General features: G+C 48.5%; 24 protein-coding genes. 13 read left to right on the top strand and 11 right to left on the bottom strand.

The genetic code is table 11. The features are described from left to right. Positions 1-25 precede the first annotated feature (25 nt). Genes HH196_RS06380 through xseA form a run of 4 tightly spaced genes read right to left on the bottom strand, consistent with a single transcriptional unit; the run spans position 26 to position 3,628 of the window. Positions 26-796, bottom strand: coding sequence for an alpha/beta fold hydrolase (locus HH196_RS06380; RefSeq protein ID WP_169451317.1), 771 nt, complete (start codon positions 794-796; stop codon positions 26-28). Next, entirely contained in the window at positions 797-1,414 is a 618-nt protein-coding gene (locus HH196_RS06375) for an FKBP-type peptidyl-prolyl cis-trans isomerase (RefSeq protein ID WP_169451316.1), read from the bottom strand. Between the two features lie 43 nt (positions 1,415-1,457). Next, positions 1,458-2,282, bottom strand: a complete 825-nt coding sequence (locus HH196_RS06370; RefSeq protein ID WP_169451315.1) for a M23 family metallopeptidase — start codon at positions 2,280-2,282, stop codon at positions 1,458-1,460. Continuing rightward, complete coding sequence (xseA, locus tag HH196_RS06365; protein ID WP_169451314.1) at positions 2,279-3,628, bottom strand: exodeoxyribonuclease VII large subunit; 1,350 nt, start codon at positions 3,626-3,628, stop codon at positions 2,279-2,281. Before xseA ends, HH196_RS06370 begins: the two co-directional genes overlap by 4 nt. Positions 3,629-3,786: 158 nt before the next feature. Between xseA and guaB the strand changes: the two genes are divergently transcribed. From guaB to tadA, 7 genes are all read left to right on the top strand, one after another. Beyond that, a complete protein-coding gene (gene guaB, locus HH196_RS06360) occupies positions 3,787-5,256 on the top strand; it encodes an IMP dehydrogenase (protein ID WP_169451313.1) in 1,470 nt (489 codons plus the stop codon). Between the two features lie 88 nt (positions 5,257-5,344). After that, positions 5,345-6,925 carry a glutamine-hydrolyzing GMP synthase gene (gene guaA, locus HH196_RS06355; protein ID WP_169451312.1) on the top strand — a complete coding sequence of 527 codons (1,581 nt, stop codon included), beginning with the start codon at positions 5,345-5,347 and terminating at the stop codon, positions 6,923-6,925. Positions 6,926-6,988: 63 nt separating this feature from the next. Continuing rightward, a complete protein-coding gene (gene gndA / locus HH196_RS06350) occupies positions 6,989-8,509 on the top strand; it encodes an NADP-dependent phosphogluconate dehydrogenase (protein WP_169451311.1) in 1,521 nt (506 codons plus the stop codon). Positions 8,510-8,558: 49 nt separating this feature from the next. Continuing rightward, positions 8,559-9,104 (top strand): NnrU family protein, encoded by a 546-nt coding sequence (locus tag HH196_RS06345; protein WP_169451310.1) that lies wholly within the window; start codon positions 8,559-8,561, stop codon positions 9,102-9,104. A gap of 110 nt (positions 9,105-9,214) precedes the next feature. Then, positions 9,215-9,703: a hypothetical protein gene (locus HH196_RS06340; RefSeq protein ID WP_169451309.1), complete on the top strand. Its 489-nt coding sequence runs from the start codon at positions 9,215-9,217 to the stop codon at positions 9,701-9,703. A gap of 141 nt (positions 9,704-9,844) precedes the next feature. Then, a complete protein-coding gene (locus tag HH196_RS06335; RefSeq protein WP_169451308.1) occupies positions 9,845-10,147 on the top strand; it encodes a hypothetical protein in 303 nt (100 codons plus the stop codon). A gap of 110 nt (positions 10,148-10,257) precedes the next feature. After that, positions 10,258-10,737 carry a tRNA adenosine(34) deaminase TadA gene (gene tadA / locus HH196_RS06330; protein WP_248276917.1) on the top strand — a complete coding sequence of 160 codons (480 nt, stop codon included), beginning with the start codon at positions 10,258-10,260 and terminating at the stop codon, positions 10,735-10,737. Here the strand turns inward: tadA and mltF are convergent. Further along, positions 10,700-12,133, bottom strand: coding sequence for a membrane-bound lytic murein transglycosylase MltF (gene mltF / locus HH196_RS06325; RefSeq protein ID WP_169451306.1), 1,434 nt, complete (start codon positions 12,131-12,133; stop codon positions 10,700-10,702). The genes tadA and mltF overlap by 38 nt on opposite strands. A 101-nt stretch (positions 12,134-12,234) precedes the next feature. Here mltF and purL point away from each other — a divergent pair, with 101 nt between their 5' ends. Next, the gene (gene purL, locus HH196_RS06320; RefSeq protein WP_169451305.1) at positions 12,235-16,137 is read left to right on the top strand and encodes a phosphoribosylformylglycinamidine synthase; all 3,903 of its coding nucleotides are present in this window, start codon (positions 12,235-12,237) and stop codon (positions 16,135-16,137) included. A gap of 179 nt (positions 16,138-16,316) precedes the next feature. On the opposite strand, the gene HH196_RS06315 is transcribed toward purL, so the two are convergent. The 4 genes from HH196_RS06315 to HH196_RS06300 form a co-directional block, all read right to left on the bottom strand. Then, a complete protein-coding gene (locus HH196_RS06315) occupies positions 16,317-16,742 on the bottom strand; it encodes a DsrE family protein (protein WP_169451304.1) in 426 nt (141 codons plus the stop codon). Between the two features lie 88 nt (positions 16,743-16,830). Beyond that, positions 16,831-17,430 (bottom strand): OmpA family protein, encoded by a 600-nt coding sequence (locus HH196_RS06310; protein ID WP_169451303.1) that lies wholly within the window; start codon positions 17,428-17,430, stop codon positions 16,831-16,833. A 153-nt stretch (positions 17,431-17,583) separates the two neighbouring features. Then, the gene (locus HH196_RS06305; protein ID WP_169451302.1) at positions 17,584-17,883 is read right to left on the bottom strand and encodes a YciI family protein; all 300 of its coding nucleotides are present in this window, start codon (positions 17,881-17,883) and stop codon (positions 17,584-17,586) included. A gap of 10 nt (positions 17,884-17,893) precedes the next feature. After that, positions 17,894-18,445, bottom strand: coding sequence for a septation protein A (locus HH196_RS06300; RefSeq protein WP_169451301.1), 552 nt, complete (start codon positions 18,443-18,445; stop codon positions 17,894-17,896). A gap of 86 nt (positions 18,446-18,531) precedes the next feature. Here HH196_RS06300 and HH196_RS06295 point away from each other — a divergent pair, with 86 nt between their 5' ends. Both HH196_RS06295 and HH196_RS06290 read left to right on the top strand, forming a co-directional pair. Continuing rightward, complete coding sequence (locus tag HH196_RS06295; protein ID WP_169451300.1) at positions 18,532-19,377, top strand: PHP domain-containing protein; 846 nt, start codon at positions 18,532-18,534, stop codon at positions 19,375-19,377. A 9-nt stretch (positions 19,378-19,386) separates the two neighbouring features. Then, positions 19,387-20,004: an L-threonylcarbamoyladenylate synthase gene (locus HH196_RS06290; RefSeq protein WP_169451299.1), complete on the top strand. Its 618-nt coding sequence runs from the start codon at positions 19,387-19,389 to the stop codon at positions 20,002-20,004. A gap of 21 nt (positions 20,005-20,025) precedes the next feature. Here the strand turns inward: HH196_RS06290 and HH196_RS06285 are convergent, their stop codons facing one another. Then, positions 20,026-21,051, bottom strand: a complete 1,026-nt coding sequence (locus HH196_RS06285) for a Gfo/Idh/MocA family oxidoreductase (RefSeq protein ID WP_169451298.1) — start codon at positions 21,049-21,051, stop codon at positions 20,026-20,028. A 121-nt stretch (positions 21,052-21,172) separates the two neighbouring features. Here HH196_RS06285 and rmuC point away from each other — a divergent pair, with 121 nt between their 5' ends. Further along, positions 21,173-22,564 (top strand): DNA recombination protein RmuC, encoded by a 1,392-nt coding sequence (gene rmuC / locus HH196_RS06280; RefSeq protein WP_169451297.1) that lies wholly within the window; start codon positions 21,173-21,175, stop codon positions 22,562-22,564. On the opposite strand, the gene HH196_RS06275 is transcribed toward rmuC, so the two are convergent. After that, the gene (locus HH196_RS06275; RefSeq protein WP_248276831.1) at positions 22,561-23,439 is read right to left on the bottom strand and encodes a LysR family transcriptional regulator; all 879 of its coding nucleotides are present in this window, start codon (positions 23,437-23,439) and stop codon (positions 22,561-22,563) included. The genes rmuC and HH196_RS06275 overlap by 4 nt on opposite strands. Positions 23,440-23,553: 114 nt before the next feature. On the opposite strand from HH196_RS06275, the gene HH196_RS06270 reads away from it, so the two are divergent. Together HH196_RS06270 and HH196_RS06265 are read left to right on the top strand one after the other, a co-directional pair. Then, the gene (locus tag HH196_RS06270) at positions 23,554-24,141 is read left to right on the top strand and encodes an FMN-dependent NADH-azoreductase (protein WP_169451295.1); all 588 of its coding nucleotides are present in this window, start codon (positions 23,554-23,556) and stop codon (positions 24,139-24,141) included. A 19-nt stretch (positions 24,142-24,160) separates the two neighbouring features. Then, positions 24,161-25,003, top strand: a complete 843-nt coding sequence (locus tag HH196_RS06265) for a pirin family protein (RefSeq protein WP_169451294.1) — start codon at positions 24,161-24,163, stop codon at positions 25,001-25,003. The last annotated feature ends 67 nt before the right edge of the window (positions 25,004-25,070 follow it).

Raw genomic sequence — 25,070 nt, 5'->3', positions numbered from 1 at the left:
AGCTAGTTCGGATGAATCGATGAACTTACTCGCCCGCTTCAAGAAAGCGCGTGACGATTCGATTAAAGGTTGCAGGTTTCTCAGCGTGTGGCCAGTGACCTGCCCCTTCGATAACTCGCAAGGTTAGGTTCGGGAAACGCGTTTTTACCTCATCAGTGTACTTCGGCAGTAGGTAGTCTGACTCGCTCCCTTTGATGAAAAGCGTAGGCTTCTGAAATTGCGCCTCAATCATAGGTGCAGCAATCTCATCGTAGTGCTCTTCTAGCGCTTGTAGATTCATGCGCCACGCAAAACCACCAGACTCCAATCGGTAAAGATTCTTTAATAGAAAAGCACGAATGGCCGGTGAGTCAATTTTTTGCGCGAGGTATTGGTCTGCTTCATTACGACTCTTGATCTGATCGAGCGGAACCTCATTTAGACCTGCAAATACCTGCGTATGGTGCGGTGGATATTTAACGGGTGCAATATCGACCACGATCAGCTTTTTGATTCGCTCAGGGTGAGTCAGGGCCAGCTGCATTGCAATTTTGCCACCCATTGAGTGGCCAAGAATATTGAACTGGTCGATACCAAGTTGATCGGCCAGTTCAAGCACCGCTCCTGCCATCGATGTATAACTAAATGGCACTACATGAGGTGAGCGTCCGTGATTGAGCATATCAGGGGCAATGACATCGAACTGGCTCTCCAGCTCTTTAATGGCCGCCCCTAGGTTTTCCCAAGTTCCGAACAGTCCATGCAGTACAAATAGCGGCTCACCTGAACCGCCACGATGGAAGAAGAGAGAGGACACTTACAGAACGTCGATCAGTTCAACTTCAAATACAAGTGTTGAGTACGGAGGGATACCGCCTGGTGAGCCCTGTGCACCGTAAGCAAGGTTGTATGGAATGAATAGTTTCCATTTAGAACCGACAGTCATGAGCTGAAGTGCTTCAGTCCAGCCTGCGATGACACCTGTTACAGGGAATTCGATTGGCTGGCCACGCTCAACAGAGCTGTCGAACACTTTGCCGTCAATGAACGTACCGTGGTAGTGAGTGCGAACCTTGTTTGCAGTTGTAGGTTTAGCACCGTCAGCTGCGCCTGCAGTTATTACTTCATACTGAAGACCAGACTCAGTCGTGGTTACACCGTCGCGCTTACCATTCTCTTCAAGGAATTTTTTGCCTTCAGCAGCCTGCTCTTCAGCCATTTTTTCCTGCTCTTCACGAAGGCGCTTAGTTAGCTCGTTAAACGCTTCTTGAAGATCTTCTGGGTTTACGTGTAGCTCTTCACCGTTGAATGAAGCTTTAAGACCAAACGCTGCGGCTTCGATATCGACACCTTTGAATCCATTTTGTGCCAACTGGTCGCCCATCTGACGGCCGATGCCGTAACTTGCGCGCTGTTCGATCGTTTCAAGTTTCATGCTTGTTTCCTATTCGATAGTTAATTTGGCGCGAAGCCTACCATTATTGCGCTTTAACAAACAGTAATGGGTCTACGCGTGTGTTGTTTAGGCTGACTCCCCAGTGAAGGTGTGGGCCTGTTACTCGACCAGTTTTACCAACTAGGCCGATCTGTTCACCTAGCTCAAGTTGGTCGCCGACCTTCACATCAATTCGGCTCATGTGACAGTACATCGTTGATAAACCGTGGCCGTGATCGACAATGACAGTATTGCCGTTGAAGAAGTACTCGCCCACTGCAGTGACTTTTCCTGCGGCTGCCACCTTAATAGGTGATTTGTCGGGTGCTGCAATATCCAAACCAGAGTGCGGCGCACGTGGTTGGTCATTGAAGAAGCGCTTCAGACCAAAAGCGCTTGAGTAGGGGCCCTGTGCCGGCATGGCAAGTTCAAGTACCGGTGCATTGGGCTCGCTCCAAGTTTTGTAAGCGGTATTTTGAACCTTCGACTCCTCGCGCCAGCGTGCCACCTGCTTAGGGTCTGGCTCTACATACTTGCTAGGAATGCCAGTCAAACGCTGTTCAGGATAGTCGTTATCACTGATATTGAAGCTGTAGCTTTTGCCTGCGGCTTTTACAGTCAGAGCTTCATCGATTTTGGCCTTAAGCGGGATACCAACGATGGCGAGCCATTTTCCACTCTCTTGAGTCACCATGACACGTTGGCCGTTGAGCGTGGCTTCCGGGGCTTGAGTGCTAGTCACTTTATCCAGTTCAATAATCGCAATGCCGCCCGGTACTCGTGACTCTGAGGGGAGGGCAAGGGTGTTAATGCTGTAGCTAAGTGTTAACGCTAGGGTTAGTGACTTGGTTAAATGAGTAAGATTCATTCGGACTGCTCCGTTTCAATCACGGTCGCACTGAAACGACCGTTTTTAACTTGTACTTTGACGTTTTGGTCCACCGTTAATTGGCTGCTATCTCTGACAACTTCACCGGACTCAGTTGTCACTAGGGCATAGCCGCGCTGCAAGGTTGCTAGGGGGCTTATGGCATCCAATTGTGCTACCTGTTTAGCCAGTAGCAGACGTTTGCGCTCTATCAGCTCGTTAGCTGTGCGGGTGATCTGCTGACAAATCCGTTCCACTCTATCCTGGTTATCCTGAATTCGCCGTGAAGGGTTGGCTTTGAGGAGTCTCTGGATTAATTGCGCTGTCTCATATCGTTCATCGCGAAATTGCCTTTTGATAGCTGCAGTCGTTCGCATCTCTAATTGATCGAGTCGCTGAGCTTGCTCTCTTAAGCGTTCACCTGGGTGACGCAAGCGCTGACTCAGATGTCTTACTGCTTGTAGCTGGCGATCTAACTGCCATTGAATGCGTTGTAGTAGTGAGCGTTCGGCGCGATTGAGTTGAGCGAGGATCTCTTCTCCATTTTGGCTTAACAGCTCTGCTGCTGCAGAGGGGGTGGGTGCACGTAGATCAGCGACTAGGTCGGCAATCGAGTAGTCCACCTCATGTCCAACTGCTGAAACGATCGGCAACCTAGCGTTAGCAATTGCGCGTGCAACACTCTCTTCGTTGAATGGCCAAAGATCCTCGAGCGAACCGCCCCCGCGACCTACGATGAGAACATCCACTTGATTGTCACGATGAGCCAGCTCAATAGCACGGCAGATCTGTTCTGCAGCTTCTGCACCCTGGACAGCTGTTGGATAGATGCGAACAGGAAGGCCTGGGTAGCGGCGTTTTAGTACGGAGAGAATGTCATGTACGGCAGCCCCGGTTGGAGAGGTGACTACGCCAATAGCTTTAGGGTGCTTTGGGATGGGTTGTTTGCGCTCTGGGGCAAATAGACCCTCAGCTTGGAGTTTAGCTTTTAACTGCTCAAACAGCAGTTGCAACTGGCCCGCGCCATCTTGCTCCATAGCGCTACAGATGAGTTGGTAGTCACCACGACCTTCAAAAAGACTCACCTTAGCGGTGATAACGACTTGGTCACCCTCTTTGGGACTGAATCCTACTCGTAGATTGTTGCCACGAAACATGGCGCAGCGCACCTGGGCGTTTTGGTCTTTCAGTGTGAAGTACCAATGGCCGGAAGATGGGCGCGCTAGATTGCTAATTTCACCGACAACTCGAATGGATAGGAATGAGCTCTCAAGTAGAGATTTAACCTGACGGTTGAGTTCGCTAACTGCGATTGCGTTACTGCGTTGTGGGGCCGAAAAGTTCATGACTTAATCCTATCGTTTGTCGCTATTTTTGAACAGAGAAAATCATTTTTACGTTGCCGAAAAAGGAGTATTTAGTATGCGACTTTCGATTGATAAAAAGTGCACTTTTTAGTATTATGTTGGGCTAATTTTTTGCCCATTTAGACAGGTTTTTCGAGATGTTGCGGATAGTTGAAGACGCTTTGACGTTTGATGATGTATTGCTAGTTCCAGCGTATTCTGAGGTTTTGCCAAACGCGGTAGAGCTAAAGACGCGTCTTACTAAAGGTATCGAGCTGAATATTCCGCTTGTTTCTGCTGCGATGGATACAGTGACAGAGAGTCGTTTAGCAATCGCAATGGCGCAGGTGGGTGGTATCGGTATCGTCCACAAAAACCTCACTATTGAGCAGCAGGCTGACAACGTTCGTCGCGTTAAAAAATATGAATCGGGTATTGTTAGCGATCCAGTGACCTGCTCATCGTCAACTACTGTTCGTGAAATTCTTGCGCTGTCTCGTGAAGTTGGCTTCTCTGGCTTCCCAGTTGTCGATGGCGGAAACCTAGTGGGTATCGTGACTAGCCGTGATGTCCGTTTTGAAGAGAATTTAGATACGCCTGTATCTGAGATCATGACTCCTAAAGATCGCCTAGTGACTGTTCGTGAAAACGAATCAAACCAGGTTATTGCGGATCTACTTCGCAAACACCGTATCGAGAAACTCCTAATGGTTAACGATGCCTACCAGCTTGTGGGTATGGTGACCGTTAAAGATATGAACAAAGCTCAGAAATACCCTAACGCTGCTAAAGACTCTAAAGGTCGCCTACTAGTGGGTGCAGCGGTAGGTACCGGTGCTGATACTGAGCAGCGCGTCGAAGCTCTTGTAAATGCGGGTGTGGATCTGATTGTTGTCGATACAGCGCACGGTCACTCTAAGGGTGTAATTGATCGTGTGCGTTGGGTTAAAGAGACCTTCCCGCAGGTTCAGGTTGTTGGTGGTAACATCGCAACTGCTGAAGCGGCAATCGCTCTGGCTGATGCTGGCGCAGATGGCGTTAAAGTGGGTATCGGTCCTGGTTCTATCTGTACGACTCGTATCGTTGCCGGTATCGGTGTTCCGCAGATCAGTGCTGTAGCTAACGTTTCTGCAGCTATGGCAGAGCGTGGCGTGCCTCTAATTGCAGACGGTGGTATCCGCTTCTCTGGCGATATTGCGAAAGCGATCGCAGCGGGCGCATCTGCATGTATGGTGGGCTCTATGCTAGCGGGTACCGATGAAGCACCAGGTGAAGTTGAGCTTTATCAGGGTCGTGCATTCAAATCATACCGCGGTATGGGTTCACTGGGTGCGATGTCGGGTTCTACTGGCTCTTCAGACCGTTACTTCCAAGATGCTAAAGCGGGTGAAGATAAGTTGGTGCCAGAGGGTATCGAAGGTCGCGTACCAAGCAAGGGTCCTCTTGCAGGTGTTGTGCACCAGTTGATGGGCGGTCTGCGTGCATCAATGGGTTACACTGGTTCAGCTGATATCGATACTATGCGTACTAAACCTAAGTTTGTTCGCATCACATCTGCAGGTATCAACGAGAGCCACGTGCACGATGTAAGCATCACTAAAGAGGCGCCAAACTACCGTCTCGGTTAATTTGGAAAGAATTTAAGTAAGATAAGTGGGATGATTCAGGTCGTCCCATTTTTTGTTTTTAGGGCATAGCCCATCGGAGCCACAGAGCATGAGCCAAGATATTCATTCACAACGTATTTTGATTTTAGATTTCGGTTCTCAGTACACGCAGCTAATTGCTCGTCGTGTTCGTGAGATCGGTGTCTACTCTGAGATCTATGCATGGGATATGGATGAAGCGGAAATTCGCGCATTTAACCCTAAAGGTATCATCCTTGCGGGTGGTCCTGAGTCTGTGACTGAACTCGATTCACCACGTGCACCACAGTGTGTTTTTGAGATGGGTGTGCCGGTACTGGGTATCTGTTACGGCATGCAGACTATGGCAGAGCAGCTTGGTGGTAAGGTTGCTAGCTCAGATGAGCGTGAGTTTGGTTATGCACGTGTTCGTTTAGCGGATAGCCCAAGTCGTCTTCTTGAAGGTATTGAAGATCACATCGCCAATAACGGCGTGATGTCGATGGATGTTTGGATGAGCCACGGTGACAAGGTGGTTGAGTTGCCAAACGGCTTTAGCATCATCGCTGCAACAGACTCTGCTCCTATTGCTGCAATGTGTGATCCATCGCGTAACCTTTACGGCGTTCAGTTCCACCCAGAAGTGACTCATACTAAACAAGGTCTGCGTGTGCTTGAGCGTTTTGTGCGTGAAATTTGTGGTACTGAAGCACTTTGGACTGCTGCAAATATCATTAAAGATATGACTGAGCGTGTTCAGGCTCAGGTGGGTAATAAGAAGGTTCTTCTTGGTCTATCTGGCGGTGTTGACTCATCTGTTGTTGCAGCGCTTCTTCATAAAGCAATTGGCGATCAGTTGACATGTGTATTCGTTGATAACGGTCTGCTTCGTAAGAACGAAGGTGATCAGGTGATGAAGATGTTCGCAGATAACATGGGTGTTCGTGTTATCCGTGCTGACTCTGAAGAGCTATTCCTTGGTCGTCTTAAAGATGAGTCTGACCCAGAGAAAAAACGTAAGATTATCGGTAACACCTTCATTGAAGTATTTGATGAAGAGGCCTCTAAGCTAACGGACTGTACCTTCCTTGCACAGGGTACTATCTACCCAGACGTAATCGAATCTGCGGCATCTAAAACAGGTAAAGCACACGTTATCAAATCTCACCATAACGTAGGTGGTCTTCCTGAAGATATGGCTTTTGAATTGGTTGAGCCACTGCGTGAACTTTTCAAAGATGAAGTGCGTAAAATTGGTCTTGAGCTTGGGCTCCCATACGACATGGTTTACCGTCACCCATTCCCAGGCCCTGGTCTGGGTGTGCGTATCCTCGGCGAAATCAAGAAAGAGTACGCTGATATTCTGCGTGAAGCGGATGCAATCTTTATTGAAGAGCTTCACAAAGCGGATTGGTACCATAAAACAAGCCAGGCATTTGCTGTGTTCCTACCGGTTAAATCTGTAGGTGTAGTTGGTGATGGTCGTCGTTATGAGTGGGTTATCGCACTGCGTGCCGTTGAAACAATTGACTTCATGACCGCGCGTTGGGCTCACCTGCCGTACGAGTTACTTGAAACTGTATCTGGTCGAATCATAAACGAGATTCCACAGGTATCGCGTGTGACCTATGACGTATCAAGCAAACCACCTGCTACCATTGAGTGGGAATAACGCTTTAACTTCTTTCAAATGCCCGCTATTGCGGGCATTTTACGATTCTAATGGGGCTCTTTTATGTCTGTTGAAAAGTCATTAGCGCATTTAGGTTTTATCGGTATGGGTGTAATGGGTAAAAACCTAGCCCTAAACCTTGCTGATAACGGCTACAACCTTGCTGTATTCGATCTTGATAGTGGCAAGGTGAATGATGCGATTGCGCAGGATCGTGCAGAAAACCCTAAGGGTGAACCGCGCATTCAGGGCTGCTCCTCTTACACAGAACTTCTAGCGCATACCGTTTCTCCGCGAATTATCTTTGTCTCTGTGCCTGCGGGCGATCCTGTTGATCATGTCTGTCATAAGCTGATTGATGCCGGTATTAGTGCAGATGATATCGTGGTTGATACAGGTAACTCGCTTTGGACCGATACTCGCGATCGTGAGAAAAACTACGCCGGCAGCTTTATCTTCTTCTCGACTGCTGTCTCTGGTGGTGAAGAGGGTGCGCGCTTTGGTCCTGCGCTAATGCCATCAGGTGACCCCTATGCGTGGACGCGTCTGCGCCCTGTGCTTGAATCGATCGCAGCAAAAGTTGATACAGCGACAGGATTGCCGATTGAACGTCGCGAACCTGGAAATCCAGTTAAAGAGGGTGAGCCCTGTGCTGCCTATATTGGTGACTCAGGCTCTGGCCACTATGTGAAAATGGTTCACAATGGCATTGAGTACGCAGATATGCAGCTCATCTGTGAGGTGTACCATCTTATGCGTCACGCGATGTCGATGACGCCAGCTGAGATCGCTGCAGTCTTCAGAGATTGGAATAGCGGTCCTTTGCACTCCTACCTAATTGAAATAAGTGCAGAAGTGCTTGATGAAGTAGATCAAGAGACGGGTCTGCCGCTCGTTGATATTATTCTTGATAAGGCGGGTCAGAAGGGTACCGGGCTTTGGACTGCTGTAAGTAGTTTGCAGATTGGAACACCAGCACCGACCATAACTAACGCCGTATTCGCTCGTGCACTTTCGACTTTGAAAGATGTCCGTCTTGAGGCTTCTAAACTCCTTCCAGGGCCTGCTGGTAATGGCATTACGGCTAGCCGTGCCGAGATGGTAGAGCAACTTCACGACGCACTCTATTGCGCGAAAATTTGTGCCTATGCACAGGGTTTTCAGCTTATGCAGATGGCCGCCAAAGAGCATGGTTGGAATCTCAACTTCTCCTCTATCGCTAAGATTTGGCGTGCAGGCTGTATTATCCGTGCGGTCTTTTTGCAGCCGATTGCAGATGCTTTTGAGCGCAATCCAAATTTGCACAGCCTGCTTATGGATCCGTTCTTTGCTGAACAGGTTGGGCAGTATCAGTCTAACTGGCGCTCTGTAGTTGCGCAGGCAGTATTGGCGGGTATTCCTGCAGGCGCTATTAGCTCTGCACTTGCCTACTATGACTCTTACCGCACAGAGGTGTTGCCGGCAAATCTTCTGCAAGGGCAACGAGATTTCTTTGGTGCACACACTTTTGAGCGTGTAGATCGTCAGGATGGTAAATACCACGTTAAGTGGAGTGAGCCGGGTCGTCCGATGGTGAAGGTTTAATTGTTTTAGATTGTTGTTAAAGCGTGAATAGAAAGAATTGGAGTAATTTATGTTTTTGTTAGTTGCAGGTGTTGTGTTGTGGATTGTTGCTCACCTCTTTAGACGAGTAGCTCCTAATTTCCGTGCATCCCTAGGCTGGGTTGGACGTGCGATTGTAGGAATAGCCGTTGTGATCTCAATCACAATGATGACGATTGGCTACTCTTCAGCTGAAAATACGGTCTTTTGGGGTCGCTCGCCAGCGCTCGTAGGTATCAATAACCTGCTAGTGCTGCTTGCGTTCTATCTGATGTCGGTTGCGCTAGTGCGAAGTGCCTTAGCTGGAAAGATGCGCCATCTAGTTTTCACTGCGGTTAAAACCTGGGCGATTGCACACCTGTTGGTAAACGGCGATGTCGCCTCTTTCGTGCTCTTTGGTGGACTGTTTGCTTGGGCGCTGATCAGCGTAATAGTGATCAATCGCACGGCCAAACCTGAAAAGCCAGTTGTTCAATTCTCTTGGTTTAAAGAGATTGCCGCTATTCTCTTAGCTGTTGGGGCCTTTGGTGCTGTGGCATGGCTGCACCTTCAGATGGGCTACCCAGTCTTTGGTTGATTAAGTGGCTAATTGAGGGCTAGGTTGTGCATATTTTTAGTTTTGTTTTCTCTATTTTGATCATCGCTTTCTTAATTCAATTTCAGCTTATTTGGCCTGCTGAGTCTTATTTGTTAGAAAACTTAGATGTCGGGTCGGTCAGTTTGCTCTTCATCCCGCACGGTATTAAAGCGATCGCCGTCGTGATTGGTGGACTGCCGGCACTCTTTGCTATCGCCCTGGCGCACTTTGCCACTGATATGTTCCTCTCACTTCCAATCGAAAGAGCGCTTTGGTCCGCTTTTTCAGGCTCTATCGTGATGTTGCTGCCGTTGCTGGTATTTAACTTTCTGATGGGTCGCCAACTACTCTCATCAATATCCCTTAACGATGACTATCGTCTCAGTATGGTGCGCTTGGTGATTGCGGTCGCATTGGTGAGCTCTATGTTGAATGGACTAGTTAATGCTGTGTATCACGAAGGTAATGGGGTGTCCCTACTAGCTTTTCGCTATGTGTTAGGTGATATGTTGGGCACCTTGCTTGCCTTGGCGATACTGATGATATTTAGGCAATCTGTTTTAAGGTATGTGTCACGCAAAGCCGGTATCGTGGATTAACTGACTAAAACGTCAAATCCGATTAAATTAGTTGGTTAATTTCTTGGGTATTCTATCGGATTATACTAATATTGCTTCATGAACTAGCAATTTCATTAATATGTACTAGGCTAGAATATGAAAAATTCAAAAGGAGCGGCTATGAGCACTCTAAAATTTTACTTAGGTTTAATTAAACTTATCGATTCAACCTCGCGTGAGCTTGGCTTAGACAGTCTGACCGAGTCAGACCGTCAGGTTCTTAACATGCTTTGGGAAGTTGCCGATCAAAACACAGCGCGCTCATCGCTTAGCTATGAGACCTTTGCTGACATGATCGACAGAAAAGGGATTATTGTATCACGCTCACAATTCTTCAAGTCGCTGAAGAAGCTTGAAGATCTTGCGTTGATTAAGCGTATTGATGGTCCACGTAGCTCTACTTACCAGCTCAAAGCTGAGTAATTAGTGCTGACTAAGAGAACCGCACGCTGTGCGGTTTTTTTATGTCCAAATGGTAGACTGTCGTGATTGAGTTGAGGATTAAAAGTTTGGACTACTCTGACGAACACTGGATGCGCGAAGCGCTGTTACTGGCTCAGCAAGCTGCGGCTGTTGGTGAGGTGCCAGTGGGTGCGGTGGTTGTCTATCAAAATGAGATTGTAGGTCGCGGGTATAATCAGCCTATTACGACTCAGGATGCAACCGCGCATGCAGAGATAGTGGCTATGCGAGAGGCGAGTCGTACGCTGAACAATTACCGGCTAGTGGATGCAACGTTATATGTCACCTTGGAGCCTTGCTCGATGTGCTCTGGTGCGATGATTCACGCACGTGTTGGTCGAGTTGTTTACGGTGCTACTGAGCCTAAGGCAGGGGTAGCGGAGAGTCGAGATCAATTCTTTTCTCAGCCTTGGTTAAATCATAGAGCAGAAGTAACCGCTGGTGTCTTAGCGGATGAATCCAGTGAGCTACTCAGTAACTTCTTTAAGATGCGCCGTGAGCAGAAGCGTCAAGCTAAAGCGGCTCTAGGTGAATCGAGCGCAATTGATTAAGTTTGATGTAAGTATCTATTGCAGTTAGGTAGTGCTGGATGTTGCTGACATAGGTGACTGCTTCACTACCTCTCGCCTCGCCGTAGGTGGTTTTGGCGGCTACTTTTTTATCCTCTAACCGCGGTAGGTGTTTGGCGACATCGCTCCATTTGTCGGGATTTAGTCCTGCTCTTTGGGCAAGCTTTCTGGCATCTTCAAGATGCCCAAATCCTATGTTATATCCAGCCATGGCTAGCCAGAAACGGTCGGGTTCAGGTATCCTGTCGGGAATTTTTTGTTCGACCTTAACAAGGTAGCGAGCGCCCCCTAAGATGCTTTCTCGAGCATCTGTTCGATCATCAATTCCGACTTCGGCTGCTGTGACTTTAGTTAGCATCATGATCCCGCGAACGCCGGTATGTGATTTTGCATCCTCCCGCCAATGGGACTCTTGATATCCAACAGCAGCGAGTAGAAGGTCATCAAGTCCACTCTCTAATTCAGCCTCTTTAAAGTAGGGGGCAAGTTCTTCATAACGCTCTTCTATAGCGGTTCTAAACGCGTGGCTCTCAATAAAATTGAGTGGATTTTTGGCTGGGGTTGAATCCTTATCAAGCTTGCTGATGAGTGCCTTGGTTGCCGGCCTTGCAAAAAATTGAACAAGTTTCTGTTCGAGAGACTTGTCCGGCTGATCACGGAAGTACCAGACAGCAGGAAGTGGCTCTTCTATCTTGAAGGCGATGGCGAGTTCGGGGTGGTAACTTCTAACTCTCAAGAAGAGATCTTCTGGAACTAGAGCGTAATTCGCTTCACGATTCTGCAGTAGTGTCATGAGGTCTAGATGATTGATCTCATCGAATAGATCTGTTTTGATATTTGCCCTCTCTTTTAAGCCTGATAACTGTAAAGATTCAGCGCTATCCTGAAGGGCGATCACTAAGCTATCTGTTAGATCACTGGCTTTGCGAGCAGGTTTCAATCCTTGGGTTTTGCGGTAGATAACCAGGGTTTTGCTATCTCGATATCCGGGTGTTGCTTTAATTTGGATACTGCTGACTTTTCCTATAGTTCGCGCTGGATGGTGATGAAGAGCGGCAGCTGCAAGGTCGACGTTTCGTGATGCGAGGATTTGGAAAAGTTGAGTGCGATCTTCGGCATAGACTATTTTCAACTTAACGCCTAAGAACTCGGCAAACTCCTTTGTTAGCTGATATTCGTAGCCATAATTTTCTCCATCCTCTTGATGCATAGAGAGTGGGGTGGCAAGTGTTACAACACGAAGCGAATCACGTTTCTCAACCTGTTGAACGACGGTTTTTCGGTTAATTCCAGACAGTACTACCCATACAGCGAGGAAGAGTATCCCGCCGATGTAGATGTATGGTCGTAATCTTGGTGCTGCTCTGAGAATAAACATCTGATTTACACTGCTTTTGCTCTCCCTAATTGGTCCAGTTTGCGATAAAATTCGGTGTTTTCCAACGCCTGATTTACAGGACCACCAAGAGGCCCTTGTCCATGCTCGTTATGCGCGGAGCTCCAGCTCTTTCTGCTTTCCGTCACGACAAACTACTTTCGTCAATTACTGCGCGTGTTCCAGCGGTGACTGATATCTATGCAGAGTTTGTTCATTTCGCAGATCTATCGACTGAATTGAATGCAGAACAGGTCGCTGTTCTAGAGCGAATCCTTCGCTACGGACCGAAAGCCGATGTCCAGACTCCAGCGAGTCAGCCGATGTTGGTTGTACCTCGTCCGGGTACGATTTCACCTTGGTCCTCTAAAGCGACCGATATCGTGCATAACTGTGGTTTGTCAGAAATATCAAGAATTGAGCGTGGCGTTGCATATTATTTAACGACCTCGGCTGCACTTAGTGCGAATGAGCTTTCGCTTGTTGAAGCTGAAATCCATGACCGTATGGTGGAGTCGGTACTTGCAAACATTGAAGAGGCTGAGTCGCTATTCAGTCACGAACAACCACGTGAGATGGGCCGTGTTGATACACTTGGTGGCGGCCGTCCTGCGCTGGTTGAAGCGAACCAGCGTTTGGGTCTTGCGCTTGCAGATGATGAGATCGATTACCTAGTTGAAGCCTTTGCTGAGCTTGGTCGTAACCCTGTAGATGTTGAGTTGATGATGTTTGCCCAGGCGAACTCGGAGCACTGTCGTCACAAGATCTTTAACGCCTCTTGGGATATTGATGGTGAAGCGCAGCAGAAATCGCTGTTCGGCATGATTAAAAACACCTACGAGTTGGCCGGTGATAAGGTCCTTTCGGCCTATAAAGATAATGCTGCGGTTATCGAGGGTTCGACAGCAGCACGTTTCTATCCGAATCCTGCTAACCAGCAGTATGGCTACTCTGAAGAGCCTGTTCATATTCTGATGAAGGTTGAGACACACAACCACCCAACAGCAATTGCGCCATTCTCTGGTGCGGCTACTGGTTCTGGTGGTGAGATTCGTGATGAGGGCGCAACCGGTCGTGGTGCGAAACCAAAAGCGGGTCTAACGGGCTTTACTGTTTCAGATCTAAACATCCCAGGCTTCGAACAGCCTTGGGAATCTAAGTACGGTAAGCCAGAGCGTATCGTATCGCCACTCGATATCATGATCGAAGGTCCTATCGGTGGTGCAGCATTTAACAATGAATTTGGTCGTCCTAACCTCAATGGTTACTTCCGTACTTTCGAACAGAAAGTAAACGGCGCCGCTGGTGAAGAGGTGCGTGGTTACCACAAGCCAATCATGCTGGCTGGTGGTATGGGTAATATCCGTGCAGATCACGTAGAGAAAGATAGTATCGAAGTGGGTTCTAAACTGATCTGCTTGGGTGGCCCAGCGATGTTGATCGGTTTGGGGGGCGGCGCTGCCTCTTCTATGGCGTCGGGTAGCTCTTCAGCTGACCTAGATTTTGCCTCTGTTCAGCGTGGTAACCCAGAGATGGAACGTCGTTGTCAGGAGGTTATTGACCGTTGTTGGCAGCTAGGTGAAGCGAACCCGATTGAGTTTATTCACGATGTCGGTGCTGGTGGTCTATCGAATGCATTCCCAGAACTAGTTAAAGATGGTGGCCGTGGCGGTAACTTCGAGCTACGCAACGTCAATAACGATGAGCCTGGTATGGCGCCACTTGAGATCTGGTGTAACGAAGCGCAAGAGCGTTACGTGCTTGCTGTGAAACCCGCTGATCTTGCTCGTTTTGAAGCGATTTGTGAGCGTGAGCGTTGCCCATATGCAATCGTTGGTGAGTCGACTGAAGAGCATCACCTAACACTTAACGACAAGCATTTTGAAAACAAGCCGGTTGATCTTCCTATGAGTGTTCTCTTTGGTAAACCACCAAAGATGCACCGTAGCGTAACCCGTACCGCTTACGAAGTAGCTGAATTCAACACAGATAAAATTCAGTTGGCTGATGCAATTGAGCGTGTTCTTAAGCTTCCTGCAGTGGCCTCTAAATCTTTCCTTATCACTATCGGCGACCGTTCTATTACCGGTCAGGTAGTGCGTGATCAGATGGTAGGACCTTGGCAGGTACCTGTTGCCGACTGTGCAGTTACTTCGACAGGTTTCCAAGGATACACCGGGGAAGCAATGGCGATGGGTGAGCGTACCCCAATTGCGCTAATCGATGCTCCAGCTTCAGGTCGTATGGCGATTGGTGAGACGCTGACCAACATGGCAGGTACCCCAATTGCAGCGATCAACGATATTAAACTCTCTGCAAACTGGATGTGTGCTGCGGGCCACCCAGGTGAAGATGAGAAGCTTTACGATACAGTTCGTGCCGTGGGCATGGAGTTGTGTCCTGAGCTTGGTATTACGATTCCAGTGGGTAAAGACTCAATGTCCATGCGTACTGTATGGCAGGACGGTGATGAGCAAAAATCTGTTACTGCGCCATTGTCACTTGTGATCTCGGGCTTTGCCCCAGTTACAGATGTACGCAAAGTACTTACACCGCAGCTACGCACTGACCAGGGTGAAACTGATCTGATCTTGATTGACCTAGGCGAAGGTAAAAATCGTTTGGGTCTATCTGCGCTTGCGCAGGTTTACAACGAAGTCGGTAAAGATGTTCCTGATCTTGATGATGCCGCTACGTTCGCTACCTTCTTTGCGGCTATGCAGGGTCTGAATGAGCAGGGACTTCTGCTTGCCTATCATGACCGTTCAGACGGTGGTCTATTGGCAACCGTGACTGAGATGGCCTTTGCCGGTCGTACCGGTGTGGATCTCTCTATGGATCTGCTAGCGTCTAATGCTGAAGAGATTACTGCTGCACTCTTCTCTGAAGAGCTAGGTGCGGTCATCCAGGTTAAACGTGAAAATACCGAGCAGGTACTTACCGAGCTTAACGCTGCAGGTATCGGCGAGCTAGCAATGGTGATCGGTTCTCCAAACCCAGATGACCTGCTCACTATTAGTTTTGATGACGAAGAGATCTACTCAGAGCGCCGTGCAACACTGCAGCGCTGGTGGGCAGAGACCTCTTTCCGTATCCAGTCACTGCGTGACAACTCGGAGTGCGCTCAGCAAGAGTTTGATACGTTGCTTGATGTTGAAGATCCAGGTCTAAATGCAGAGCTGAACTTCGATATCAACGAAGATGTTGCTGCACCATTCATCAGTACTGGTGTTCGTCCTGAGATGGCTATTCTGCGTGAGCAGGGTGTTAACGGTCAGATCGAGATGGCCGCAGCGTTTGACCGTGCTGGCTTCAATACAGTGGATGTTCACATGAGTGACATCCTCTCTGGTCGTATTGAACTGGACCGTTTCAAAGGCTTGGTTGCTTGTGGTGGTTTCTCTTACGGTGACGTTCTCGGTGCAGGTGAGGGTTGGGCGAAATCAGCGTTGTTTAATAGCCGTGCTCGCGATCAGTTCTCGGCATTCTTTACGCGTGCTGACAGCTTTGCTCTCGGTGTTTGTAACGGTTGTCAGATGCTCTCTAACTTGCATGAACTCATTCCTGGTACTGAGTTGTGGCCGCACTTCGTGCGTAACATGTCAGAGCAGTTTGAAGCGCGTGTGGCTATGGTTGAGGTGCAGAAGTCGAACTCTCTATTCCTTGCTGGTATGGAGGGCTCACGTATGCCAATCGCTGTGGCACATGGTGAAGGTCGTGCAGAGTTTGCAGATCAGTCACACTTTGCCAACCTAGATAGCTCAGGCTCAGTTGCGCTTCGCTTTGTAGACAACCGTGGTCATTTGACTGAGTCGTACCCAGCGAACCCGAACGGTTCACCAGCGGGTATTACCGGTGTCACTAACGCTGATGGCCGTGTCACTATCATGATGCCGCACCCAGAGCGTGTATTCCGTGCAGTTCAAAACTCATGGGCGCCGGATGAGTGGTCTGAAGATGGTGCGTGGATGCGCATGTTCCGCAATGCGCGTAAGTGGGTGGGTTAAAAACCGATTCGTTGAGACAAAAAACCAGGCTGCCGCCTGGTTTTTTATTGCTTCGGCGACTGGCCTTCAGCCTGTCATCCGCTATATCAGCGTCTTCCAGAGAGTGAAGTGTAAATAAAGAGCAGATGACAGGCTAAAGGCCAGTCACTGCGGCTTCGTAGCAGTTTTCGTGCGACTATTTACGGCCTTACGTAAATGTAGCCCTGCTGTTGAAGTCTGACAATCTCCGGTAGTCCCGCTTTAACAACATCATCTTGTTCTACATCGTAGAGATCTTTATAGGTGATTTTGTAACCGGTGAGAGAGTTACCACAGATAACGAAGTCGACCCCCATAAACTTCAAGGTATCGATAGCTCCTTGTTTAGCTGGGTCTTCGACAGCTGACATAAAGTATTCGATCGCCTCTCCGTGAACGACTGCCTTGATATCAACATTCTCTTCGCCCAGTTCATTTACATGGTTCGCCATGTTTGAAAAGGTATGGCCGATACGTGATTCATCACCATAGTTGATGTGGTAAACCACTTTTTGTGGTTCGTAGTTGCCCGCAAAGACGAGGCTTGGGAGAAGTGTGAACAGTGCAATCGCAAGATGTTTTAGCATTCCTGGTACCTTGTTGAAACGATGTAATGGCAATAAAAAAGCCGACATTAAGTCGGCTTCTTTAGTCAACAAACTTAACCCTTATAGGTTACATCTGCTTTTCGGTGATTTCACCTGTAACTTCAACATCTACACGGCGGTCTGGACGAAGGCAGGCGATCAACTGAGCGCCTTTGCCAGTACAGTTAGCCATCGGTGCTTTTTCGCCCTGGGCATCTACACCCAGTTTCCAGTCAGTCACGCCAGCTTCTTTAAGAGCAGCAGCTGTGTTCTGAGCACGTTTAAGCGATAGGGCTTGGTTGTACTCGTCTGAACCGATTGGGTCAGCGTGGCCTACAAGTTTAACGCCCTCTAGGTAAGAGAGTGATTTGATGTAGTCAACGATGTTAGCTAGGCCGCCAACTTCAGAGCTGTTGAAGTCGAAGTAGAGGGCGAATTTCTTAAATACTGGGCGGGTAACCTCTTTAGGTTCAGCCGGTGCCGCTGGGGCAGCAGCCATTTGTCCAGTACATTCGGTTGCATCGAAGCCAATTGTTGAGTTTGGTGTTTTGATGCAGTTGCCATTTCCATCACGAACAAGCGAACCGTCAGTTGCTGATAGCAGGTAGCCAGTAAATTCGCCGTGCGCCATAGCCGCACCGCTAGTGATTGAAAGGATGATGCCAGCAGTGAGTGCGAGTTTTTTCATTTTCTAATCCTTCTCTAATTCTAGAGAGAAACTGTTTAACCAAAGGCGTAAACAGATAGTTGCTTACGTTAAGCGCACTTTACATGAGCGCACCTTAACCCTGATTAAACAGTAGACTAGCTTTTGAAGTTTTGCGTAATTTTTTAAAAAAATTTATGGCAGCACTTTTTTGTACGGTTTTACTTTTACATCAGCGTAGACACCCGCTTCGATGTATGGGTCTTGGTCTGCCCAGTTTTGCGCTTCAGCAAGTGATGCAAATTCTGCAATAACGAGACTTCCTGAGAATCCCGCTTCACCTGGATCTTCGCTATCAATTGCAGGGTGTGGGCCAGCCACAAGAAGTCGCCCTTCGTTCGCTAGCGTCTGTAGGCGAGCGAGGTGAGCAGGTCGGGCTGCTAAACGTTTCTCAAGAGAGTTTGGAACGTCTTCAGAGATGATTGCGTAGAACATAATCTTAGTCTCACTTAGTGTTGGTTGATTCGATCTCTTTGGCATGGCGCGCAATGTAGATCCCTTGAACGATGATAAATACTAAAGTCAGTCCCAACATACCGAACAGTTTGAAGTCTACCCAAATCTCTTCACTGAAGTTGTACGCAACATAGAGATTCACGAAGCCAACAATAATAAAGAAGAGTACCCAGACGGCGTTTAGGCGACTCCAGATCGCTTTTGGTAACTCGACTGATCCGCCCATCAAACGCTCTACAACGGTTTTGTTGCCTATGAATTGCGTTGCTAGGAAACCCACTGCGAAGAGCCAATTCACAATGGTCGGCTTCCATTGGATAAAGGCTTTGTCTTGGAAGGCGAGCGTTGCGCCCCCAAGCAGAACAACCAGCACAAGGGTGACGATCTGCATCATTTCGATCTTACCCTGAGTTTTCCACGAGTAAGCCATCTGCAGGATCGTGGCTGGAATGAGTACCGCAGTTGCAGTCAAAATATCCCCGGTAAACTTATAAACCGCGAAAAAAACGATAACTGGGAGAAAATCGAGTAATATCTTCATCAAGGGTGCCTACTTTATAGAGTCTTATCTGTTATACGGTAGCAATGTGGGCACAGTATAAGAGTTTGTAAGAGTTTATTAAAACTATGATTCCAGCAATCGGTGAGTTTGATCTTCACATGCATAGCCACTTTTCGGATGGCACGCTTGCGCCTTCAGATCTGGTGCAACGTGTCGCGAAGGCGGGCGTTAAAGTGATGGCACTGACTGATCACGACACTATTGCCGGTTTGTCAGAGGCGCGTGCAGAAGCTGATCGACAGGGAATCGCTTTAGTGTCTGGTGTTGAGCTGACCTGTGATTGGAATGGTCGAATGATCCATCTTGTGGGTCTCGGTTTTGATGAGAACCACCCTGCATTTCCTGCATACATGCAGCACCTGATTGATCTTCGTTACAAGCGTGCTGAGAAAATTGCTGAGCGTCTTGAGAAGAAAGGGGTCGCAAAAGAGATTCTTGAGACAGCTAAACGGTTTGCAGGGGAGGGGCAGATTGGTCGTCCCCACTTTGCGCAAGCACTCATAGAGTTGGGTAAAGTGACCTCTATGCAGGAGGCTTTTGACAATTACCTGGGGCAGGGTTGTCCCGGGGATGTTAAGGCTGAGTGGCCAACTCTCGAACAAGGAGTGCAGTTAATTAAAGCTGCTGGCGGTATGGCGATTCTTGCCCACCCCACGAAGTACAATATGACCTTTACCAAGCTCCGTGAATTGATGAGTGATCTGTTAGATGCTGGCGGTGATGGTTTAGAGGTGGCCTATCCGGGTGTTACACCAGGTCATCAGCATGAGTTACTCAAGCTTGCGACTCGCTCTGAGTGTTGGGTCTCTGCTGGAAGTGATTTCCACTCACCGGATCAGCGCTGGACATCGCTGGGTCGTTATCCACTATTTGATGCAGAACGCGTTGTTGTTGAGCGCCTGTGCGCTTAGGAGTCTCCTATGAGTCAATTTTTTCAGATCCATCCAGATAATCCACAGCAGCGTTTAGTTCAGCAGGCCGTTGATATCCTTAACAAAGGCGGGGTAATTATCTACCCAACAGATTCAGCGTATGCGCTCGGATGCCACTTAGGGGATAAATCGGCGATGGAGCGTATCCAGCGTATTCGTCGATTGGACGATAAACACAACTTTACTCTTGTCTGTCGAGATCTTTCGGAGATTGGTACCTATGCAAAATTGGGTAACAGTATGTTTCGATTTATTAAGTCACATACACCCGGTGCATACACATTTATTCTGAATGCAACGACGGAAGTGCCGCGCCGATTGATGCATCCAAAACGACGCACAATCGGCATTCGTATTCCTGATAATAAGATTGCATTAGCGATCGCCGAGGCTCTGGGTGAGCCGATCATGAGCACCACTCTGATCATGCCAGGCGAAGATCTGCCTATGACGGACCCCTATGATATTCGTGATCTTTTAGAACATGCCGTCGATCTTGTTATTGATGGAGGTTACTGCGGTATGGAAGCGACTACAGTGGTTGATCTCACTGATGATGAAGTCGTCGTTGTCCGTGAAGGTGCAGGTTCTACTGCCACTTTCTAGGAAACTATAAATCCAGCAGCTTTACAGGGTGATTCGTTTGCCCTGTTGGGCAGACTCAAACCCAGCTTCAATTATCCGGATCTGGTCAGCTGTACTAGCAAGGCTGACAGGATTCTCCCCATCACCTTTCAGAAATTTAGCCAGTTGAGTAAATAGCGATTGGTAATTGCCTAGCTCGGTTGTTATGCGCTCGTCGCCACTCTCAGTGTGCAGCCGACCGTAGTTGGCAAACTCATCAGCGCTCCAGCTTGGGATGGTGAAGGCTTTGCCAGCAATAAGCTGCGCCTCTTGAGGATCGAGTGCGTATTTCACAAATCGTCCTTTACTCCCTTGCACATCGAATCTCAGTGGACGGCCAAAAGCGAAGGGTGAGCTGTGAAGCGTAACCTGCTTATCTTGGTAGCCAAGTTGAACTGAGAAGAGATCATCAACCTCGGCACCGTCGCGCAGGGTTCTGATATCGGCTTGGACATCTTCCGGCTTGCCAAACAGCTGCAGCACCTGATCGATGAGGTGTGGTCCAAGATCAAACCAGATGCCGGCACCGGCGCCAATCTGCTCGCGCCAGCGCTGTTTCGGTGTTGGGCGGGCTCTATCGAAGTGGCTCTCAAAACGTTTAATGTCGCCAAGGCGACCCTGCTTAATAAGCTGTTTAAGCGTTAGGAAGTCACCATCCCAGCGGCGGTTTTGAAACACGGTGATAGAACCTTTCGAACTTGCTTCAATATCAAGCAGTGCCTGCATCTCATCGCTGGATGTGCAGGCGGGCTTGTCGAGCAAAACGCTGGCACCTCTGGCTAACACAGCTTTGGTTAGTTCAAAGTGAGTATCGTTGGGTGTTGCGATGATAAAGAGGTCGGCTTCCACCTCGGCGATCATTAATTGCGCATCTTTGAAGCTGGTCATTGTGGGCCAATGGAGCTTGGCTTCAGATGCCGATGATCCGCTTGCAGCAACTAGTTCAAACTCGTCGAGATGACGTAGGAACGGTTCTTGAAACGTTTTGGCTGCAAATCCGTAGCCGATGATCGCGGTTTTGATACTCATGTTGTTATCCTTAACTGGGATAGTGATCCTAGGAATATTCTATTAACTGCGCAAGTGTCGTGATTCGTAGCAGGTAAAAATGGTACTCTCTGCTCAATATGTTTTGCTTTGAGGTGCTCCGGTGGAGTTATTAGTTGCGCTCGGTTTTGTTCTTGTCATTGTTGCAGTCAGTGTTGCTTGGCAACGTGCCGCTGTTGCTCGTGCGGTGGCTGAGCAGCGTGAGAGTTTGGTGCGTTTAGAGGCGCAGCTAGACTCCTCGCATCAACAGCTACAGAGAGCAGAAGCAGAGCTGCAGAGTGATCGTGAATCACTTCAGCAGTTGAGAGCACAAAATGCCCAACTCAGTGAGGCGCGTGCTCGAATTGAGTCTGAGGTGGCAGAGAAGGAGCGAAGCTTTGCTGTGCAGCTTAAACAGTTGGAAGAGAGTAAAGCGACCTTAAAACGTGAGTTTGAAGCCCTGGCGCAAGAGATACTGGAAGCTAAGGGTAAAAGCTTTCAAGAGCAGAGCCAGCAGCGTCTTGATGCTTTGCTAAAGCCTATGGCAACCGAACTTAAGGGCTTTAAAGAGCGTATCGAGTCTATTCATCAGTTTGATAACGAACAGAGAACCAAGCTGACCACCGAGCTGCAGCACCTTAAGGATTTGAACGTAAAAATCACTACTGAGGCTGAACGTCTAAGTTCTGCACTGCAAGGGCAGAAGAAGATGCAGGGTAACTGGGGTGAGTTGATGCTTGAGAATGTTCTCGATTCCAGTGGCCTGCGTCGTGATAAGGACTATAAACGTGAGGTGAGTATCGATACCGAAGAGGGGCGTATGCGTCCTGATGTGGTCGTCTACTTGCCGCAGAGTAAGCATCTGGTCATTGATGCAAAAACTTCACTTGCCGCCTACACACGCTACGTGAATGCAGAGGATCCAACAGAGCGAGCACAAGCTCTTAAAGAACATGCTGATGCGATGCAGGCGCGCATCAAAGAGTTAGCTGATAAACGCTACTACAAACTTAATGGCCTTAATTCGCCAGAAGTAGTGGTGATGTTTGTGCCGATAGAGTCAGCTTATGTGGAGGCGCTGAAGTTTAACGAGACGCTCTTCCAAGAGGCGATCGAGAAGCAGGTGCTAGTTGCAACTCCGACGACGCTGCTAACCGCTCTAAATATTGTCCGTCAGTTATGGCGCTTTGAGGACCAAAGTAAGCACAGTGCTCAGTTAGCTGACCGTGCCGAAAAGGTCTACACCAAACTAAGCTCCTTCTTGGTGAGTATGCAGGATGTGGGTCGCAAACTTGATAGCGCACGTACCAGCTATGATAAGGCGCTAGGTCAGCTCTACTCGGGTAAGGGTAACTTGATTAAACAAGCAGCCGAGTTCAAAGAGTTGGGTGTCTCTGTGCAGAAGGAGCTGCCTGAAGATCTCGTAGAGAGAGCCTCACTCGAACTGGAGCTGCCAACGCTGCGTGAAATTGAGAGTGACGAAAATCGCAGTGGCGAATATAGTAGCGATAGCTAGCAGCGCTCTGATTGGACCGTTTTTATCAGGCGGGCCAGCTCTTTAACGCCGGGTGTTGATGTTTCACCATGTGTCAGGATGATATAAAGCTCGGCAAATCGCTCGTTACCCTCCAGTAAATTTAGTGGCTTTAGTGCACCGCTTTGAAGATGTGGCGCAATCAAAGCCTCTGCATACCAAGCAAATCCAAGCCCCTGAATAGCGGCCTCTATCGATAGGTCAGGGGAGTCGAGTGTCCAACGCTGATTAGCTCCAAGCCAGCCTGCATCGATATTTCGAATGCCGGTATCTCTTACTACTAGCTGGCGATGCTCCTCAAGCATCTCTAAGCTGATGGGTGCGTCGAGCTGATGCAAAGGGTGAGAGGGTGCGGCCGCGGCGATAAATCTAAAACGCCCAAGACTCTCTCCCATGAAGCCTGGAGGAATTCTGCCGCCAATCACTATGTCCGCACTACGTTCAAGTAGTGCTTGCTCAGAGCCGCTTAACACTGAACGTTGATAATCGATCTTAGTTTGAGGCTGTAGAGTAGAGAAGCGGTTTAGTGCTTCCAAAATGATCTGGCTTGGATAGATCGCTTCAATGCATAGTTTGATTTTTGCTTCGGCACCCAGGGCGAATTGAGTCGCTAGAGTTTCGATTCGGTTGGCGCGAGCGACGAGTTCTCTGGCGTGAACGACAAGCTGTTCGCCCTCAATGGTTAAAACTGCACGCCGACCCTGCGTCGTGAAAAGTTTCAGACCGGTGCTGTTCTCGATCTGCTTTACCGCATAGCTCAGCGTCGATTGGCTCTTATCAATCGCTTCTGCTGCCTTGGCAAAGGTTTCGCTATCGGCGACCGCTATGAGCGCCTGCCAGTGTTCGAGAGAAATCATCACTAATCCATCAGGTATTTCGATAAATATAAACTAATTTTTGCTATTTAATATCTAAATTGTAGATGAGAAGATCGCATTATCAAATATATATGTGATCGAAAGGAGATCGATATGGCTACACTTCTACATGTTAAAACCTCTCTGTTTGGCGAGAATGGACAGTCGGCACAGTTGGCAAAGAGTTTTGTTGATAAGTGGAAAGTTGAAAACCCAGGTGCAGTGGTTATTGAGCGTGACCTTGCCAAGGATCCAGCTCCGCATCTTGATGCGTTTCGTGTGACCGCACTGAACACGCCAAGTGAAGCGCGTGATGCTGAGCAGGCTGCAGTTGTTGAGTATGCAGATGCACTGCTTGCTGAGGTAAAGGCAGCAGATACTTTGGTGATTGGTCTGCCAATGTATAACTTCAATATTCCATCTCAGTTAAAGTCTTGGTTTGACCACTTGGCACGTGCTGGTGTTACATTCCAATACACTGAGCAGGGTCCAGTTGGGATGATTGAAGATAAGCCTGTCTATCTTGTAGCTACACGTGGCGGCCTATATGCAGAGCAGGGGCAGGATTTCCAAGTTGATTTCGTGAAGCAGTTCTTAGGTTTCATTGGACTTAAGGATACACGTGTGGTGTTGGCGGAAGGTTTGGCTATGGATAGCCATCGTGACCTTTCTCTTGAAAAAGCGCGTGCAGCGTTTCAATAAGTTCTAAGAGGTAATCGCTATGATGAGAGCAATCAAACGACGTGTTCCAGGTGTGGATAGCATGGATGGCGCAGGGGTACGAATTCGCCGTAGTGTCGGCAAAAGCCAGTTCGCCCGAATCGATCCCTTCTTGATGCTGGATTGCTTCTCATCGGATGATCCAGATGACTACATTGCTGGTTTTCCTGCACACCCGCATCGTGGCTTTGAAACAGTTACCTATATGCTTGATGGGCTAATGAAACACCGTGACCATATGGGTAATGAGGGGATTCTAAGACCTGGCAGTGTTCAGTGGATGACTGCTGGTCGTGGTGTTATCCATGAAGAGATGCCGCAGCAAGAGAATGGCTTGATGCGTGGTTTTCAATTGTGGGTCAACCTCCCGGCGAGTGAAAAGATGAAACCGGCTGCCTATCAGAATATCGAACCTGAAGAGATCACAGAGATCTCTCTTGAGCAGGGTCTCATTAGGCTTGTTGCTGGTTCACTCGATATTGGTGGGTTGCATTACGAGGGGCCTGTCTCTGGAATCAGTCGACAACCTATCTTTATGGAGGTTCGCCTGAACTCTGGAGAAGCGATCGAGCTGCCAGTCGCCAAGGTACTTTCTGGTTTTGTATACCTCTTTGAAGGGACAGCAGAGCTGGGTGAAGAGACCCTTGCGATTCATGAGGCGGCTGAGCTCTCTGAAGGTGATAGGATTCGCGTCTCTGCAGGTGAGACAGGTGCTCGATTTATGTTGATCGCAGGTCAAGCTATCAACGAACCAATCGCTCAGTACGGTCCATTTGTAATGAATACTATGGATGAGATTGAGCAGGCGATTAGTGATTATCGAGCAAATAGACTGACGGATTGATTATTGTTTGAACAGAGAGCAATCTCGATCGAAAAAATAGGGGATAAATTCCTGGTTTTTTACATTT

Origin of the sequence: Marinobacterium sp. LSUCC0821, from assembly GCF_012848475.1 — a bacterium.
Lineage (GTDB): Bacteria > Pseudomonadota > Gammaproteobacteria > Pseudomonadales > Balneatricaceae > Marinobacterium_E.
Note: the sequence above shows the minus strand (reverse complement) of the source record. Positions and strands in the feature narration are given on the sequence as shown.

Coding starts and splice junctions, on each gene's coding strand:
- HH196_RS06285 (WP_169451298.1), bottom strand. CDS start 21,051: ATGAGTATCAAAACCGCGATCATCGGCTACGGATTTGCAGCCAAAACG.
- HH196_RS06375 (WP_169451316.1), bottom strand. CDS start 1,414: ATGAAACTTGAAACGATCGAACAGCGCGCAAGTTACGGCATCGGCCGT.
- tadA (WP_248276917.1), top strand. CDS start 10,258: ATGCGCGAAGCGCTGTTACTGGCTCAGCAAGCTGCGGCTGTTGGTGAG.
- HH196_RS06335 (WP_169451308.1), top strand. CDS start 9,845: ATGAGCACTCTAAAATTTTACTTAGGTTTAATTAAACTTATCGATTCA.
- mltF (WP_169451306.1), bottom strand. CDS start 12,133: ATGTTTATTCTCAGAGCAGCACCAAGATTACGACCATACATCTACATC.
- HH196_RS06290 (WP_169451299.1), top strand. CDS start 19,387: ATGAGTCAATTTTTTCAGATCCATCCAGATAATCCACAGCAGCGTTTA.
- HH196_RS06345 (WP_169451310.1), top strand. CDS start 8,559: ATGTTTTTGTTAGTTGCAGGTGTTGTGTTGTGGATTGTTGCTCACCTC.
- gndA (WP_169451311.1), top strand. CDS start 6,989: ATGTCTGTTGAAAAGTCATTAGCGCATTTAGGTTTTATCGGTATGGGT.
- HH196_RS06315 (WP_169451304.1), bottom strand. CDS start 16,742: ATGCTAAAACATCTTGCGATTGCACTGTTCACACTTCTCCCAAGCCTC.
- HH196_RS06270 (WP_169451295.1), top strand. CDS start 23,554: ATGGCTACACTTCTACATGTTAAAACCTCTCTGTTTGGCGAGAATGGA.
- HH196_RS06310 (WP_169451303.1), bottom strand. CDS start 17,430: ATGAAAAAACTCGCACTCACTGCTGGCATCATCCTTTCAATCACTAGC.
- HH196_RS06295 (WP_169451300.1), top strand. CDS start 18,532: ATGATTCCAGCAATCGGTGAGTTTGATCTTCACATGCATAGCCACTTT.
- guaA (WP_169451312.1), top strand. CDS start 5,345: ATGAGCCAAGATATTCATTCACAACGTATTTTGATTTTAGATTTCGGT.
- xseA (WP_169451314.1), bottom strand. CDS start 3,628: ATGAACTTTTCGGCCCCACAACGCAGTAACGCAATCGCAGTTAGCGAA.
- HH196_RS06370 (WP_169451315.1), bottom strand. CDS start 2,282: ATGAATCTTACTCATTTAACCAAGTCACTAACCCTAGCGTTAACACTT.
- purL (WP_169451305.1), top strand. CDS start 12,235: ATGCTCGTTATGCGCGGAGCTCCAGCTCTTTCTGCTTTCCGTCACGAC.
- HH196_RS06300 (WP_169451301.1), bottom strand. CDS start 18,445: ATGAAGATATTACTCGATTTTCTCCCAGTTATCGTTTTTTTCGCGGTT.
- HH196_RS06305 (WP_169451302.1), bottom strand. CDS start 17,883: ATGTTCTACGCAATCATCTCTGAAGACGTTCCAAACTCTCTTGAGAAA.
- HH196_RS06265 (WP_169451294.1), top strand. CDS start 24,161: ATGATGAGAGCAATCAAACGACGTGTTCCAGGTGTGGATAGCATGGAT.
- guaB (WP_169451313.1), top strand. CDS start 3,787: ATGTTGCGGATAGTTGAAGACGCTTTGACGTTTGATGATGTATTGCTA.
- HH196_RS06275 (WP_248276831.1), bottom strand. CDS start 23,439: ATGATTTCTCTCGAACACTGGCAGGCGCTCATAGCGGTCGCCGATAGC.